Source organism: Mycobacterium scrofulaceum (assembly GCF_002086735.1).
Lineage (GTDB): Bacteria > Actinomycetota > Actinomycetes > Mycobacteriales > Mycobacteriaceae > Mycobacterium > Mycobacterium scrofulaceum.
Genome location: NZ_MVIJ01000005.1, coordinates 72,563 through 87,775, shown reverse-complemented (window position 1 = coordinate 87,775; position 15,213 = coordinate 72,563). Strand labels below are relative to the sequence as shown.

The following is a 15,213-nucleotide window of genomic DNA, read 5'->3' as shown; positions in this document are numbered from 1 at the left end:
GTCGCCGCTCGCTAGTCGCTGGCCCCGGGGGCGGGCGCGCGCGGGCTGCGCCGGTAGGCCGACACTTCCGGGCGGCCGGCAAGCCAGAGCCGCCACGGCCGGTCGGCGGCCTGGCTGACCCCGACGCGGGGACCGGACACGGCGGTCAGGGGCTCGCTGAGTTCCAGGGTCACCGGGCTGGCCGGGTCGAAGAGGTCAATTCCGTTGTCGTCCATCGTTATTCCCAGGGCCGAACACAGGTTGCCCGGGCCGCGCGCCAGCGCGGCGGCGCGAACCAGCTCGCCGCGCCGGGCGCGCGCCGCGTCGGTGCCGTCCTCGAGGGTGGCGGCCCGCAGCAAGACGGCCGCGGCGGTCCCGTCCGGCCCGCACGAGACGTTGGCGCAGACATGGATCCCGTGGCTGCGGTAGGTGTAGAGCCGGCCGGGCGGCCCGAACATCACCGCGTTGCGGCCGCTGATGCCGCGGTAGGAGTGGGCCGCCGCGTCCGGCCAGGGACCGTCGGGAACGCCGCCGTACGCCTCGACCTCGACGACGACGGCGCGCACGCCGCGCCCGGTGAGGGTGGCGCCGAGTAGCCGATGCGCCGCCGCGACGGGGTCGACGAGCAGCTGGCTTGCGGCCACCCACCGAACGTACCGGCAGCACTTTCATGGCAGTATCCCGGTGTCTTGGCAGCAGCAAAGGAGCACGTCATGCATCCGATCGACCCCGCCGCCACCGCGTGGCTGTTGGCCAGCACCGCGTTGGTGCTGCTGATGACCCCGGGCCTGGCGATCTTCTACGGCGGGATGGTCCGCACCACCGGGGTGCTCAACATGATCATGATGAGCTTCATCTCCATCCCGCTGGTCACGGTCGCGTGGCTGCTGGTCGGCTACACGATCGCGTTCTCCGAGGATGGGGCCGGCGGGTTCCTGGGCAACCTCAGGCATGTCGGGATGCTGGGCATCACCCCGGACACCGCCCACGGCGCGGTCCCCGAACTGCTGTACGCGACGTTCCAGGTCACGTTCGCGATCATCACCGCGGCGCTGGTCAGCGGCGCCATCGCCGACCGCGCCAAGTTCGCCGCCTGGATGGTGTTCGTCCCGGTGTGGACGATCGTCGTGTATTCGGTTGTCGCCCACTGGGTATGGGGGCCCGCCGGTTGGCTGGCCAAATTGGGCGTGCTCGACTACGCCGGCGGCCTCGTCGTCGAGATCGTCTCCGGCTCCTCCGCGCTGGCCCTGGCGCTGGTGCTCGGCCCCCGCATCGGCTTCAAGAAGGACGCCATGCGGCCGCACAACCTGCCGCTGGTCTTGCTGGGTGTCGGCCTGCTCTGGTTCGGCTGGTTCGGGTTCAACGCCGGTTCGGCCCTGGCCGCCAACGGGACCGCCGCGGCGATCTTCCTCAACACGCTCGTCGCCGGCTGCCTCGGCATGCTCGGCTGGCTTACGGTCGAACAGATCCGTGACGGCAGGCCCACGACGTTCGGCGCGGCGTCGGGCGTGGTGGCCGGGCTGGTCGCCATCACGCCGTCGTGCGGGACCGTCAACACCCTCGGCGCGGCCGTCGTCGGACTGGCGGCCGGCGTCGTGTGTTCGTTCGCGATCAGCGCCAAGTTTCGGCTCAACTACGACGATTCGCTCGACGTGGTCGGCGTGCACTTCGTCGGCGGCGTCGTCGGGGTGTCGCTCATCGGGCTGCTCGCCACGGCGGTCATGACGTCGGGTCCGCGGGGCCTTTTCTATGGGGGCGGCCTGGGCCAGCTGGGCAAGCAGTCGATCGCGATCGTCGTCGTCGCCGTGTACGCGTTCACGGTGTCGTTCGTGCTCGCGAAGGTGATCGACCGGGTGATGGGCTTCCGGCTCAGCGCGGAGGACGAGACCACCGGCGTCGACCTCACGCAGCACGCCGAGACCGCCTACGCCGAGGGTGTGCACGGACACCTGCCGTTGCGCCGCCCCGGACCGGACGAACGCTCCCCGTAGACCCCTTGACAGCGCCCACCCGGGGGGACGATATTCATCACATGATGACTTCATCGTGTGATGAATTAATCGCAGCGCCTGCCGTCCGGATCGATCACCTGCGTGTCATCCGCGGTAAACGCCCCGCCCTGCACGACTTCTCGGTGCAGATCGGGCGGGGCAGCATCACCGGCCTGCTCGGCCCGTCCGGTTGCGGCAAGACGACGCTGATGCGGTGCATCGTCGGGACTCAGCTCGTGACCTCCGGCACCGTGAGCGTGCTCGGCCATCCGGCCGGGTCGGCGTCGCTGCACCGCCGGGTCGGGTACCTGCCGCAGGACCCGACCATCTACAACGACCTGCGCGTCGTCGACAACGTTCGGTACTTCGCGTCGCTGTACGGTTTCGGCCGCCAGGCCGCCGACGCCGCGATCGAGCGGGTCGGGCTGGCCGATCACCGGACCGCCTTCTGCGGCAACCTTTCCGGCGGGCAGCGTACCCGGGTGTCGCTCGCGTGCGCGCTGGTCTGCCGCCCCGACCTGCTGGTGCTCGACGAGCCGACGGTCGGCCTGGACCCCGTGTTGCGCGCGGACCTGTGGGAGCAGTTCACCGACCTCGCCCGCGCCGGAACCACGCTGCTGGTGTCCAGCCACGTCATGGACGAGGCCGATCACTGCGCCGACCTGATGCTGATGCGCGACGGTCACCTGCTCGCGCATACCACCCCGGCCCGACTACGAGAGGACACCGGATGCACGTCACTCGAGGACGCGTTTCTGTCCATCATCAAGCGCAACACCATGCGCCAGGCCGGCTAGGGCTCAAGGGATACGCCGCCACCACGACGCGGATCCTGCGCCAGCTCGCGGCCGACCACCGCAGCGTCGCGATGATCTTGTTCGTCCCGGTCCTGGTGATCACGTTGATGTACTTCATGTTTCAGAACGCGCCGCACCGGCCGGGCACGCCGGCGCCGTTCAACAACGCCTGCCTGATCCTGCTGGGTCTCTTCCCGTTGTTCGTGATGTTCATCATCACGGCGATCACGATGCAGCGGGAGCGCGCATCCGGCACGCTGGAGCGCATCCTGACCACTCCCCTGCGCCGGTTCGACCTGCTGATCGCCTACGGCACCGCCTTCTCGACGGCCGCCGCGGCACAGGCCATCCTGGCGTGCGTCGTGTCGTTTTGGTTGCTCGGCTTCGACACCGCGGGTAGCCCGGCGTGGGTGTTCGTGATCGCGATCGTCAACGCCGTCCTCGGTGTGGGCCTCGGCCTGCTGTGTAGCGCCTTCGCGCGCACCGAGTTCCAGGCCGTGCAGTTCATCCCGCTGGTGATGGTGCCGCAGCTGCTGTTGGCCGGCATCATCGTGCCCCGGGCGCTGATGCCGCACTGGCTGGAGTGGGTGAGCAACGCGATGCCGGCCAGCTACGCGCTGGAGGCCCTGCAGCAGGTGGGCGCGCACCCGCAGCTGACCCACGTCGCGGTGCGGGACATCGTCGTCGTGCTGGCGTTCGCGCTCGCGTCGCTGTGCCTGGCCGCCGCCACGCTGCGGCGACGGACTCCCTAGTGGCGATCGCAAGCGCGGCGATGGGGGCACCTCCCGCTTGCGGGGGACCGGGCGCGGCGGGTCGCCACGGAGGGTCCTAGTGGCGTCGACCAACACCGGGCGGCGGCGCGGGCGCCCCGCCGGCAGCTCCGACACCCGCAACCGCATCCTGGCCAGCGCCCGGGAGCTGTTCGCCACCAACGGCATCGCCAACACGTCGATCCGCGCGGTGGCGGCGGCCGCCGGCGTGGACTCGGCTTTGGTGCATCACTACTTCGGCACCAAGGAGAAACTGTTCGCCGCCGCCGTCCACGTCCCGATCGACCCGATGGACATCATCGGCCCGCTGCGCGACGTGCCCATCGAGGAGGTCGGCTACCGGCTGCCGTCGATGTTGTTGCCGCTGTGGGATTCCGACCTCGGCACCGGGTTCATCGCCACCCTGCGGTCCATTCTGGCCGGCTCGGAGGTCGACCTGTTCCGCACGTTCATCGAGGACGTCATCGCGGTTGAAGTTGGCCCGCGCGTTGACAATCCACCCGGCAGCGGGTTCATCCGCGTCCAGTTCGTGGCGTCGCAGTTGGTAGGCGTGGTGATGGCGCGCTACATCCTGCAGTTGGAGCCGTTCGCGTCGCTGCCCGCCGAGCAGGTCGCGCAGACCATCGCACCGAACCTGCAGCGCTACCTCACCGGGGATCTGCCGGACGGCCTCGTGCCATGAGCCGCGCGTGCTCGTCGTCGTCGACGTCGCGCGCCTCGTCGACGAGCAGCACCGGGATGCCGTCCTCGATGCGGTAGGCGCGCCGCAACCGCGGGTTGTACAGCAACTCGTCATCCACGAGCAGCAACGGACCCCGGTCGGCCGGGCAGACCAGGATGCTCAGCAGGGCGTCGTCAACCATCGGCGCGACCGCTCAGCTCGGACCGGACGCCGGAGGTCAGCTTCCGGAACTGATTGCCCTCGGCGTCGAAGTACCAGACCTGGCGGCCCGGCTTGGGGATGCCGGCCGCGCGCAGCGCGCTGACGGTCGGACGGTATGTCGCGCTCAATGTCATCTCCGGACAGACTTGGACGATGTCGGGACCCACGCCGATCGGGATCTTGGCCACGGCGTCGGTCAGGTCGGCGGCCGTGATGCTGGCCCCGGGAAGCAGCGTAACCGCCGAGACCGCGACCTCCCGGTCGCCCAGCGGCACGTTGTAGGTGACCGCGAGGTCGACGCCGTTGATGCCGCCCAGCACGTTGGTGACCGGCTCGTCGAACACCGGGCCGCGCGCGGTGTGGACCACCGAGCCGCGCCGGCCCGCCAGCCAGTAGTCGCCGTCGTCGTCTCGGTAGAACAGGTACTCGGTGGAGATCCAGGTGTCGCCGGCGGCGAAGACCCCCCGCTTGACCGACGCCGACGGGTCGATCGGGCCGTTGGACGCCGCGAGCAACACCCCGACCTGCTTCGGCTCGGCGACCTGGACGAAGCCGCGTTCGTTCTCCAGGATCAGGTCGTGCTCGACGTCGTAGGCCCCCAGCTCGATGCGCCCCGCGCCGGGCAGCGGACGGCCCTTGCTGCCGACCTTGGCACCGGACACGTTGGCCAGCACCGCCTGTCCGTCGGTGGTGGCGAAGAACTCGACGACATGGGCGGGCGCGAACGCGTCCACGACCCGGCCCCACAGCCCCGTCGGCATGCCCGAACCGATGAACAGCCGCACCGGGTGGTTGCCGTGCAGCACGAACGCGGGGTCGTCGACGATCTCGCGCAGCATGGCCCAGGTGTAGGACACCACCGTGACGCCGTACTGCCGGACCTCCTGGACGAACCGGTCGCGGTCCAGGCCGCGGGACAGCGCGATGCGGGTGCCGCCGACCACCGCGCCGCCCAGGCTCACCAACAACGCCGACTCGTGGTGCAGCGGGGTCAGGCAGTACACGGTGTCCCGCCGGTCCAGCGCGGCCGTCGAGGCGGTCCCGAAGGCCGACACCGCCCAGCGGTAGTTGGTGATCTGCCTGGCCACCAGCTCGCCACCGGCCGCGCTGAACGCGATGAACGCCAGGTCCCGGGCCAGTCCCGGGTTGGGCCGGTACCACCCGGGCAGCGCGACGGCGTCCGGGTCGATCCGTTCCATGTCGATGACGTCGCTGTCGTCGGGCAGGTGCAGGTCCCGCGCCTCGCCGCCGCCGAGGACCAGCACTTGCCGCAGCCCCTGGCGGTCGGACGCCAGCACCGCCCCCAGGTTCGTGGGGTCGGTCAGCAACTCGGTCACTCCCCCGAGCCGGACCGACGCGGCCAGGTCGGCGTCCGGCCGCATCACGACCGCGATCGCGCCCAACCGGGACAGCGCGGCGATGGCCACCAGCGCGCTGGGCCGCGTCTCCATCAGGACGCCCACCCGGTCGCCCTGCCTCACGCCGACCTCGATCAGGCCGCGGACGACGTTGTTGATGCGGCGGTTGACGGCCTCGTAGGTGTGCACGCGGCCGTCGAACAGCAGGAACTCGCCCTGCGGGGCGTCGCGGGCCTGTTCGTCGATGATGCGGCCCAGGGAGATGCGAGTGTGGTCGTTGATCTGTCCCAGCCGGACCAGACGCGGCAGCGTGCGGGCCGTTTCGACGGCCAGGGTGCGCATCGACTTGTTGGCCGCGACCACCGTGTTGGCGGCGCCACGCACCATGCCCAGCGCCGCCTCGGAGACCTCACCGATGCCGTGGGTGATCCGCGAGCTCAGCGCGACGCCGCTGTCGGTGTGCTCCCCGGGCTGGTCGGCCATCAGGTCGATGCCGTCCGGCTTGTCGCCGCCGGTCGACAGCCATTTCACCCAGGCGGCGACGGTCGGCCAGCTCTGTTGCGCCGCTTTCGATCCCACCACCAGGCCGAAATGCCCTGTGCGGATGGTGGATTCGTAAACCTCGGCGTCCGGGGCGGCCCGCCGGATGCCGCGCACCGAGGCCGGTTGGCCGATGTCGTCCACCTCGCCGACGAAGGCCAGCACCGGGCAGGTGATGTCGGTGAGCGTGACCATCTGGCCGTTGACGGCGAACCCGCCCGTCATCATCCGGTTGTGCGCGATGAACTGTTTGAGCAGTTCGGAGATCGCCGGGCCCGACCACGCGATCCAGCCCTCGCGCTCGAGGAATCGGCGCTGCTGTTCGCGCGGGAGCAGCGCCTCGCGGTCGTGCAGCTGGCGCACGAAATCCACCCGCGCCTTGGCCGTCTTGAGCGGGTCGAGCATCTGAAAGCCGGTGCGCGCCATCCAGCTGGGGATCGCCAGCCGGCTGAAGACGTGGTCGGCCATGAAGTTGGCGGCGGGAGCGGCGAAGTTGGGCGGGATGCCCATGGGCAGGGCGGCCAGGGTGTCCACCGGCGAACCGAAGGTGACGATGCTGGCCAGGCTCTTCGAGCGGCGGTAGGCGGCGACCTGGTAGCACCACATGCCGCCCTGCGAATAGCCGACCAGGTGGATGTCGCTGCCGGTGACCTCTTTGACCGTGTCGATGGCCTGGCTGAGCGCGACGATGTGGTCGGCCAGGGTGCGGCGCATGCCGCCCTCGACCTTGTCGGGTTCGCCGAAGTCGATGACCCAGGGGTCCAGCCCGTTGGCGTGCAGGATGCCCACCGCGCCTTCCTCGCGGGTGACGTCCCACATGTTCGCCGACATCATCATCGGGTGCACCATCAGCACCGGCGGGCCGACCGGCGGCTTGTCCCCCCGGACGTCCGGCGGGAAGTACCGCCGGAGCTTGTACATCGGTACGCTCTCGACGATCTGCGACGGCGATGGGACGCTGCCCGTTTCCAAGCCCCCCAGCCGGACGACCTCCAGCCCGTTCTGCGCCGTAGCGATCAGGCGCTCGACCGGTCGCGTGACAATCGACAAGTTGAGATCCACGGCCGCTCCCCTATGTCTTGACAGCTCCGACATCATGGCACACCGGGGGGCCCCGGCGGTCCTGGCCAGGTGATTTGCCCGCGGCCGGACGAGCGACACGATCATCGAGGGTGCGAGACGGGCCTACCGGCAGTGGGCGAACTGGTTCTCGCAGACCATCCCGACCGCGTTGGAGCCCATTGCGGGACCGTTTTCGTCGGCCGTGTCGGGAGACAACGCCGGGGTCGACGTCACCAATTGATTGATGATGCCCGGCGCCGGCGGCAGGACGGGGTCGGGATCCGCGTGGGCTACGCCGGTGCCGCCCGTGAGGGCAAAGACAGTGACCGCGCCGGCGAGGAGTCCACGAGCGCGCAGGTGGGTCTTCATCGCCGCCCTCCCCGGGCTCTGGTTACCGATGCGCCGATTCTACCGGCAGGACCAGCGCAGCGGCCATCCCTCGAATTCCGCACCTACATCCCGTAACGGTTACGAACAAACAACGACTTTGCCGAGTGGGCCAGCAAATTTCGCGAGCGGAATCGGGCGGTACATACGGTGTCGCACGTGTGGCCGGTAGCAGTGGTCGTTCGTCGCGCTTCGATCCTCGCGTTGTGTGCCGTCATGTCGGCGGTCATGGCGCCCCGGGCGGCCGCCGATCCCGACACGGAAAACGCCGCCGCCACCGCTGCGGCCGCGCCGGACGAGGGGGTGGTGCCCTCGTCCGATCCGGTCACGTACACGACGCCCGAAGGCTGGGACCTGACGCTGGGGGCGAGGGACGAGTCGCAGGTCCCGATCGCGCCGCTGACCACCGCGGTCTCCTCCCGCGAATACCTCTCCCGCGGCACCTTCTTCGCCTCGCTGGAGGGACTCGAAGAGCCTCACGGCCTCCTCGAGGTGGGTTACGAGATCGGCTGCGGAATCGACATGAGCACGTCCAACGGCGTCACCATCGCGGGCAGCGCCGGCGTCAGCCCGGGGATTGGCATCGCGGGCCTGGGCGCCGGTACGCCCATAGCGGTGCCATTGGTCACCGTGCCCCTCAACGGGGTGGTCACCGTGGGCCTCAAGCCCGGCGTCGTAGTCGTCGTTCCGGTGGCCAGGAAGGATTTCAAGGGCGCGAATCCGCGGGTCATCGTCACCGGCTTCCACGTCAAGATCGACGGGTGCGTGGGCCAGTCGTTCATCCGGTCCTACGCGACGCTGACCCAGATGACCGACGAATCCGACGTCGTGCTGTCCTACGTCGGCGTCACCAAGACCGTCTGACCCGCGATCAGAAGGGCGGCGGTTCGTCGTCGGGGGGCGCGGGTCCGGGGGGTGCGGCTTGGGTGGTTGCGGGTGGGGTGGCCAGCCGGGCCTGGCGGTTGTGGTGGCGTTCGGTGGCGATGCGCTGGGCCCGGTTCTGGGCGCGGGTGCGGGTGCGCAGCGGCATCATCGCGGTGCGCTGCCCGCAGCGCTCGGCGGGCACGGGGGTGACCGGCGGGTCGCCGGTGGGCGCGCACAGCGTGGGGAACAGCAACGCGCTGCCCGGGGTGGTGACGTAGGTGTGCCCGTCGGGCAGCCGCCAGATCAGCGTGCCGTCGGGCAGCTGTTCGTCGCGCCACCCCCAGAACGTCTTGAGCAAATGATGTTGGCGGCACAAGGCTTTCAGGTTCGACGGATGCGTCGAACCACCCTCGGCATAGGGGATCGTATGGTCGATATCGCAGTCGACGGCCGGGCGATCACACCCCGGCGCCCGACACGTCAGATCCCGGCACCGCACGAAATCGGCGAGCCCGGCCGAAGGGGTGTAGCGCGGCTCGGCCTGCGTCGGCGGGTTCAGCGGCACCAGCTTGGCCGAGCCGGCCAACTCGGCGACGACCTCGGCGGGCAGGAGTCCCTCGTAGCCGGGCACCACGCCCGGGACCGCGCCGTGGCCGGCGACGGTGGCCTGCTCGGCGACCACATGGATCACCACATGGCCGGGAGCGCGCTCAGCCGCCGCGCACCCCGGCGTGGCGCACTGGCAGCGCAACCGGTCCGCCCCGGCCGCCAACGCCGCCAGCGCATCGGCGCGCCGCTGGCGATGGTTACGCGGATCGGCGCCACACACGCCGCGCGCCAGCTCATCGAGGCGCCGATCCAGCGCCTCCCCGTCGGCGCCGAACACGCTGCCGGTCAGCCAGGCCATCCCCGACTCGTTGGCCTGCACGTCCACAAACCGCTCGGCGATCGCGTCCTTGGCCCGGCGCACCGCGTCGGCGTCCACCAACGCCACCACCCGATCCACCGCCGCGCTCAACCCGCCCCGGGTCAGCGACGGGCGCCGCGACAGCAACGCCGCAAGCCGCGCATCCACCCGCGCCAACGCGTCGGCGTCGGTGATCAGATCGGTGCGAAACACGATCGTCTGAAACGCCCGATAGTCGATATCGCCGGCCCGAAACACCTCACCCACCCGCGGCAGCCGCTCACGCAGCGCCATCGCATACCGCAGATAGCTGTGCGCCATCGCCACACTGCATCCCAGCGCCGCACCGACCTGCGCGGCGACCGCCTGCCACGCATCGGCCGCCCAGTCCGCCTGTTCCCCCGAATCCCGGCAGCGCAACACCAACAAATCCCCGACCGCCACCAAACGCTGCGCGGCCGACCGCGCCTCCGCACGCCCGGCCTCGCGCACCCGATCCAGCAGCACCGCCGATTCCGGCGACCACCGCGACGCCTCGGCATATTCGAACATGTGTTCGAGTATGCCACGCGCCACCGACCAACCGAGCGGAGACCTCGACGCCCCGACCCGACACCGATCGGACTGTTTACCCCGACGGGAATCGGGTACGCACCGGATGCGCTTCGGTCACGACGCGTCGTCGGGACCACCTCGGTTGAAACACACAGCTGGGCGCTTCCAGTTCTCTGGGCAGTCAGCGCGATTCGTCATCGCGCGGTGGTCGCCAGAGTGTGTTTCGGTCCAAAAGTGAGGTGACGCATGGGCTACGAGGACCGGCCCCGTTTGGTGCGGACGACTCATCAAGGCATTCCCGGCCCCATGGCCGCGGCCAGGCAGTTCGCGAAGAAATCGAGACCGAGCCGGTAGCTCGGTGAACCAACGAGCCAGGAAGGGAAACCAATGTTGTTGTTAGGCAACGGAGGACGGCGAACCGGCGAGGCACAACAGCTCACCGAGCGGGCGCTGTACGACGTGGCCCACGGCCGCTTCGAACGCTCGCTGTCCGGCCTGACGGCCATCGCCGCCGTCGTCACGACGGCGGAGATCTATTTCGAGCACTACAAGGCCAGCTTCGGCAACAAGTGGATGTGGAGTCCGATCGTGGTGACGCCGCCCGTGGTGGTCGCCGGGATCGGCGGGGTGTTCTCGCGGCGCTGGGCCAAGCTCTGGCTGCCGATCACCGCGGGCATCTACACCGCCAACGGCCTGATGGGTGAATACCTGCACGCCCGCGGGGTCGCGCGCAAGCCGGGCGGGTGGAAGAACGCGTCCTACAACGTGCCCATGGGGCCGCCCATCGCGGCGCCCGGGCTGATGTGCATGGTCGGCGGGATGGGCCTGCTCGCATCGATCCTGCGGCGCGAGCGATTCCGGGGCTGAGCGCGATGGCCGACACCTCTCGCCCCGACCACCTGCCCAACCTACGCCCCGATCGCCAGCCCCCGCACCCGTCCTGGCTTCCCAAGCAACGCCGGGGCATCACACCCCAAATGATCGGCCGTTACCCGGATTACGACGTTCTGGAAACCACCGACTCGTGGGACGAGGCCACTAAGAAGGTGGTGCTGGCGCGGCTGGAACCGCCCGGCCCGCTGCGGTTCTTCGGCCCGGACGAGGAGCCGTGCCTGCGCGCGTTCTGCGACACGGTGCTGGCCCAGGACCGTGAGCCGCGGGTGCCCGTGCCCGAGTCGGTCGACTCCAAGCTCGCCGACGGGCGCCTCGACGGCTACCAGTACGCCGGCATGCCTGACGACCGCGACACCTGGCGGCTGGTGCTGCGTGGCCTCGACGAGACCGCGTCCCGCCGGTACGGGAAGTCGTCATTCGCCGACGCCGACCCCGAGACCCGCGAGGCGATCGTCGACCAGTTCGCGCAGGGCGACCTGGACGGCGGCGCCTGGGAGCGTCTGAACGTCAAACGCGCGTGGTCGGTGTGCATGCGAATGACGTTGTCCGGCTTCTACTCCCACCCTTGGGCGTGGAACGAGATCGGGTTCGGCGGCCCCGCCTATCCGCGCGGCTTCATGCGCCTCGGCGGCGCCACCGGCCCCGCCTCCGCGCGCGAACCGTTCGAGACCCCGGGCGCCACGGACGAGGACCCGGTCCGCGTGGTCCGAAACGGTGAACTGTGATGGGCGACCGACTCCGCGGACTGCTCAAGGGTGCGGTCGGGCCGAAGGACAACGAATCACGGTTCCTGCTCGACGTGCATTCCCGCGACCTGCCCGGTGAAAAGACCATGCGGCGCTACGACGACGGCGACGAGGTCGACCTGGTGGTCGTCGGCGCGGGCGCCGGCGGGTCGGTGCTCGCGCAACGGCTGGCGCGCGCCGGCTGGCGGGTGGTGATCCTCGAGGCGGGCCCGTTCTGGCACCCGGACGAGGACTGGGTGTCCGACGAGGCCGGCTCCCACTCCCTGTACTGGACCCAGAAGCGCATCATCGGCGGCGACGACCCAATCGAGCTGGGCAAGAACAACTCCGGGCGAGGCGTGGGGGGCTCGATGGTCCACTACGCCGGCTACACCCCGCGATTCCATCCCAGCGATTTTCACACCTACACCCTCGACGGGGTCGGAACGGACTGGCCGATCCGCTACGAAGACGTCCGCCCCCACTACGAGCGCATCGAGCTCGAGTTGCCGGTGGCCGGGCAGAACTGGCCGTGGGGCCATCCCCACCGCTATCCCTTCTCCCCGCACCCGATTTCCGGCGCCGCCGCCAAGCTGTGGCGCGGGGCGATGCAGCTCGGCATCGAGATGCGGGTCGGGCCCGTCGGCATCGTCAACGGCACCTTCGGCAACCGGCCGCACTGCATCTACCGCGGTTACTGCCTGCAGGGCTGCAAGGTCAACGCCAAGGCCAGCCCGTACGTCACGCACCTGCCCGACGCGCTCGCGCACGCGGTGGAGATCCGCGCCAACTGCATGGCCGCCCGCGTCGAGCTCGACGAGAGCGGCGCCGCGCGCGGGGTCGTCTACTACGACGAGATCGGCGGCACCGAACGGTTGCAACGGGCGAAGGTCGTCGCGATCGCGGGGTATTCCATCGAAACGCCGCGCCTGCTGTTGAATTCGGCGGACGACCGCTTCCCGAACGGCTTGGGCAACAACGACGATCAGGTCGGCCGCTACGTGATGGTGCAGGGTGCCACGCAGTCCGCGGGCCGGTGGTCGGACGAGATCCGCATGTACAAGGCCCCGCCCCCGGAGGTGTCCTCGGAGCAGTTCTACGAGACCGACCCGTCGCGGGGGTTCGCCCGCGGGTTCTCGATCCAGACCGTGTCGCCCATGCCCATCGGATGGGCCGAGCACGTGATGGCCGACGGGCACTGGGGCCGCGCGTTGCGCGAGTACATGCGCGACTACAACCACTGGGCGACCATCGGCGTGCTCAACGAGCTGCTGCCGCGTCCCGACAATCGGGTCACCGTCGCCGACGAGACCGACCCGTACGGCCTCCCGATCGCCCGGTTCGACTACACGCTGTGCGACAACGACAAGGCCAACATGGCCTACTCCACCAAGGTGATCGGCGACATCCTGCACGCCGCCGGCGCCCAGGATGTGCTCACCATCCAGCGGTTCGCCCACCTGATCGGCGGCGCCCGGATGGGTACCCGGCCGGACAACTCGGTGGTCGACTCCGACCACCGGGTGTGGGGCGTGCCGAACCTGTTCCTCGCCGACGGCTCGGTGTGCCCCACGCAGGGCTCGGCGAACCCGGCGCTGACGATCATGGCGCTGGCCTCGCGGCTGGCCGAGCGGATGGCGACCGGGAAGATCCGCAGCGACGTCCCGGCGCCGCGGCGATCGGAGGCCGGGATCCGTGGCTGACCGCAGGATCGACCTCGACGCCACGTTCTCGCCCCGGGTGCTGCGCGAGTACGCGCTGCTCGCCGACGGCGAGCGGGGCGCGCTGATCGGGCCGCAGGGCGACGTCGCGTGGATGTGCGCGCCGCGGTGGGATTCCGACGCCGTGTTCTCGAATCTCATCGGGGGCGACGGGGTGTACGCGATCACTCCGACCGACGTGCGGCACGTGTGGGGCGGATTCTACGAGCCGGGCAGCCTGATCTGGCGCGACCGGTGGATCACCCGCGACGGCATCATCGAATGTCGCGAGGCGCTGGCCTTCCCCGGTGACCCCGACCGCGTGGTGCTGCTGCGCCGCCTCATGGGCTGCCGCGGGACCGCGCGGGTGCGGGTGCTGCTGCAGCCGAGCGCCGCGTTCGGCCGGCACGGCGCGGGCGACCTGAATTTCGACGACGGAATATGGACCGGCAAATCGGGGCGGTTGCGGTGGCGGTGGCGCGGCGGCTGCGACGCGCGCGTCGTCAAATCGGCGCACGGACACGGTGACCTGCTCACCTGTGAGGTCACCGTCGACGAGGGCGGTCAGCACGACTTCGTGCTGGAGCTCTCCGAACGCGGACTCCCCGGCCAACCGCCCGATCCCGACATCACCTGGGACGCAACGGAAGCCTCCTGGCACCGCAGCATGCCCGAGCTCAACGGCACCATCGCGCCCCGCGACGCGCGGCACTCCTACGCGGTGCTGCGCGGCCTGACCAGCAGCGGCGGCGGCATGGTCGCCGCCGCCACGATGAGCCTGCCCGAGCGCGCGCACACCAACCAGAACTACGACTACCGCTACGCGTGGATCCGCGACCAGGTGTACGCAGGCATCGCCGCCGCCACCGTCGGCGCGAACGAATTGCTGGACCGCGCGGTCGAATTCGTCGGCGCCCGGCTGCTCGAACACGGCCCCGACCTCAAGCCCGCCTACACCATCACCGGCGCCAGCGTGCCCAGCGAGGAAACCCTCGACCTGCCCGGCTACCCCGGGGGCACCGACAAGGTGGGCAACTGGGTCAACCAGCAATTCCAGCTCGACGTCTTCGGCGAGGCGCTGCAGCTGCTGGCGTGGGCAGGCAACGTCGGCCGGCTGGACGTCGAAGGGTGGCGCGCCGCGCAGGCCGCCATCGGCGCGATCGAAAAGCGTTGGCGCGAGCCGGATGCGGGGATCTGGGAGATCGACAACGAACACTGGACGCAGTCCCGCCTGGCGTGTGTGGCCGGGCTGCGGGCCATCGCCAAGGTTGCCGGCGGTGGCCCAGAGATCACCGCCTGCGCGTCGCTGGCCGACACCATCCTGGCCGACACCGCCGCCAGCAGCCTGCACCCGCAGGGCGGCTACTGGCAACGCAGCCCGCGGCTGACCGGGGTCGACGCGTCGCTGCTGCTGGCGCCCGTGCGCGGGGCCCTACCCGTCGACGATCCGCGCACCCGGGCCACGTTGGACGCCGTCCGCGATCAGCTCTGCCACGACGGGTTCGTCTACCGCTTCCGGCACGACGAGCGCGACCTCGGCGACGCCGAGGGGGCCTTCCTGCTTTGCGGATTCATGATGGCGCTCGCCGAACACCAACTCGGACATGCCCATTGCGCGATGCGCTGGTTCGAACGCAACCGCGCGGCGTGCGGACCGCCCGGACTGTTCTGCGAGGAATACGACATCAGGCAGCGCCAGCTCCGCGGCAACCTGCCGCAGGCCTTCACACACGCGCTGATGCTGGAATGCACGGCCACCCTCGCCGACGACGCCCATCACTGCTGAAACGAAAGGAGATAG

At 70.1% G+C, this 15,213-nt stretch carries 14 protein-coding genes; 9 read left to right on the top strand and 5 right to left on the bottom strand.

From position 1 onward, the window contains the following. Positions 1-11: 11 nt before the first annotated feature. Complete coding sequence (locus BST44_RS05410) at positions 12-623, bottom strand: DNA-3-methyladenine glycosylase (RefSeq protein WP_083175508.1); 612 nt, start codon at positions 621-623, stop codon at positions 12-14. A gap of 69 nt (positions 624-692) precedes the next feature. Between BST44_RS05410 and BST44_RS05405 the strand changes: the two genes are divergently transcribed. The 4 genes from BST44_RS05405 (at position 693) to BST44_RS05390 (ending at position 4,219) form a co-directional block, all read left to right on the top strand. Further along, a complete protein-coding gene (locus tag BST44_RS05405) occupies positions 693-1,970 on the top strand; it encodes an ammonium transporter (RefSeq protein WP_083175506.1) in 1,278 nt (425 codons plus the stop codon). Between the two features lie 41 nt (positions 1,971-2,011). Further along, entirely contained in the window at positions 2,012-2,767 is a 756-nt protein-coding gene (locus tag BST44_RS05400; RefSeq protein WP_083175505.1) for an ABC transporter ATP-binding protein, read from the top strand. Continuing rightward, positions 2,701-3,519: an ABC transporter permease gene (locus tag BST44_RS05395; protein WP_083175503.1), complete on the top strand. Its 819-nt coding sequence runs from the start codon at positions 2,701-2,703 to the stop codon at positions 3,517-3,519. The genes BST44_RS05400 and BST44_RS05395 overlap by 67 nt, the downstream gene beginning before the upstream one ends. 79 nt (positions 3,520-3,598) lie before the next feature. Next, positions 3,599-4,219, top strand: a complete 621-nt coding sequence (locus BST44_RS05390; RefSeq protein WP_083175502.1) for a TetR/AcrR family transcriptional regulator — start codon at positions 3,599-3,601, stop codon at positions 4,217-4,219. Here BST44_RS05390 and BST44_RS05385 read toward each other — a convergent pair. The 3 genes from BST44_RS05385 to BST44_RS05375 all read right to left on the bottom strand — a co-directional run bounded on the left by BST44_RS05385 (position 4,185) and on the right by BST44_RS05375 (position 7,749). Beyond that, positions 4,185-4,400 (bottom strand): Trm112 family protein, encoded by a 216-nt coding sequence (locus tag BST44_RS05385; protein WP_083175500.1) that lies wholly within the window; start codon positions 4,398-4,400, stop codon positions 4,185-4,187. The genes BST44_RS05390 and BST44_RS05385 overlap by 35 nt on opposite strands. After that, the gene (locus BST44_RS05380) at positions 4,393-7,413 is read right to left on the bottom strand and encodes an acyl-CoA synthetase (protein WP_142274358.1); all 3,021 of its coding nucleotides are present in this window, start codon (positions 7,411-7,413) and stop codon (positions 4,393-4,395) included. The genes BST44_RS05385 and BST44_RS05380 overlap by 8 nt, the downstream gene beginning before the upstream one ends. 90 nt (positions 7,414-7,503) lie before the next feature. Continuing rightward, complete coding sequence (locus BST44_RS05375; protein WP_083175497.1) at positions 7,504-7,749, bottom strand: hypothetical protein; 246 nt, start codon at positions 7,747-7,749, stop codon at positions 7,504-7,506. Positions 7,750-7,941: 192 nt separating this feature from the next. Here BST44_RS05375 and BST44_RS05370 point away from each other — a divergent pair, with 192 nt between their 5' ends. Further along, complete coding sequence (locus BST44_RS05370; RefSeq protein ID WP_208619732.1) at positions 7,942-8,631, top strand: MspA family porin; 690 nt, start codon at positions 7,942-7,944, stop codon at positions 8,629-8,631. Between the two features lie 7 nt (positions 8,632-8,638). Here the strand turns inward: BST44_RS05370 and BST44_RS05365 are convergent, their stop codons facing one another. Next, a complete protein-coding gene (locus BST44_RS05365; protein WP_083175494.1) occupies positions 8,639-10,090 on the bottom strand; it encodes an HNH endonuclease signature motif containing protein in 1,452 nt (483 codons plus the stop codon). A gap of 390 nt (positions 10,091-10,480) precedes the next feature. Here BST44_RS05365 and BST44_RS05360 point away from each other — a divergent pair, with 390 nt between their 5' ends. The 4 genes from BST44_RS05360 to BST44_RS05345 are packed head-to-tail and all read left to right on the top strand — an operon-like array spanning position 10,481 to position 15,198. Then, positions 10,481-10,960, top strand: coding sequence for a hypothetical protein (locus BST44_RS05360; protein ID WP_083175493.1), 480 nt, complete (start codon positions 10,481-10,483; stop codon positions 10,958-10,960). Positions 10,961-10,965: 5 nt separating this feature from the next. Next, on the top strand, positions 10,966-11,712 hold the full coding sequence (locus tag BST44_RS05355; protein WP_083175491.1) for a gluconate 2-dehydrogenase subunit 3 family protein: 747 nt from the start codon (positions 10,966-10,968) through the stop codon (positions 11,710-11,712). Further along, a complete protein-coding gene (locus tag BST44_RS05350; RefSeq protein ID WP_083175490.1) occupies positions 11,712-13,415 on the top strand; it encodes a GMC family oxidoreductase in 1,704 nt (567 codons plus the stop codon). The genes BST44_RS05355 and BST44_RS05350 overlap by 1 nt, the downstream gene beginning before the upstream one ends. Next, the gene (locus tag BST44_RS05345; protein ID WP_083175488.1) at positions 13,408-15,198 is read left to right on the top strand and encodes a glycoside hydrolase family 15 protein; all 1,791 of its coding nucleotides are present in this window, start codon (positions 13,408-13,410) and stop codon (positions 15,196-15,198) included. Before BST44_RS05350 ends, BST44_RS05345 begins: the two co-directional genes overlap by 8 nt. The last annotated feature ends 15 nt before the right edge of the window (positions 15,199-15,213 follow it).

Bases quoted from the DNA above. Each gene is read 5' to 3' on its own strand.
- BST44_RS05405 (WP_083175506.1), top strand. From the start codon at position 693: ATGCATCCGATCGACCCCGCCGCCACCGCGTGGCTGTTGGCCAGCACC.
- BST44_RS05400 (WP_083175505.1), top strand. From the start codon at position 2,012: ATGATGACTTCATCGTGTGATGAATTAATCGCAGCGCCTGCCGTCCGG.
- BST44_RS05395 (WP_083175503.1), top strand. From the start codon at position 2,701: ATGCACGTCACTCGAGGACGCGTTTCTGTCCATCATCAAGCGCAACAC.
- BST44_RS05385 (WP_083175500.1), bottom strand. From the start codon at position 4,400: ATGGTTGACGACGCCCTGCTGAGCATCCTGGTCTGCCCGGCCGACCGG.
- BST44_RS05380 (WP_142274358.1), bottom strand. From the start codon at position 7,413: ATGTCGGAGCTGTCAAGACATAGGGGAGCGGCCGTGGATCTCAACTTG.
- BST44_RS05375 (WP_083175497.1), bottom strand. From the start codon at position 7,749: ATGAAGACCCACCTGCGCGCTCGTGGACTCCTCGCCGGCGCGGTCACT.
- BST44_RS05365 (WP_083175494.1), bottom strand. From the start codon at position 10,090: ATGTTCGAATATGCCGAGGCGTCGCGGTGGTCGCCGGAATCGGCGGTG.
- BST44_RS05360 (WP_083175493.1), top strand. From the start codon at position 10,481: ATGTTGTTGTTAGGCAACGGAGGACGGCGAACCGGCGAGGCACAACAG.
- BST44_RS05355 (WP_083175491.1), top strand. From the start codon at position 10,966: ATGGCCGACACCTCTCGCCCCGACCACCTGCCCAACCTACGCCCCGAT.
- BST44_RS05350 (WP_083175490.1), top strand. From the start codon at position 11,712: ATGGGCGACCGACTCCGCGGACTGCTCAAGGGTGCGGTCGGGCCGAAG.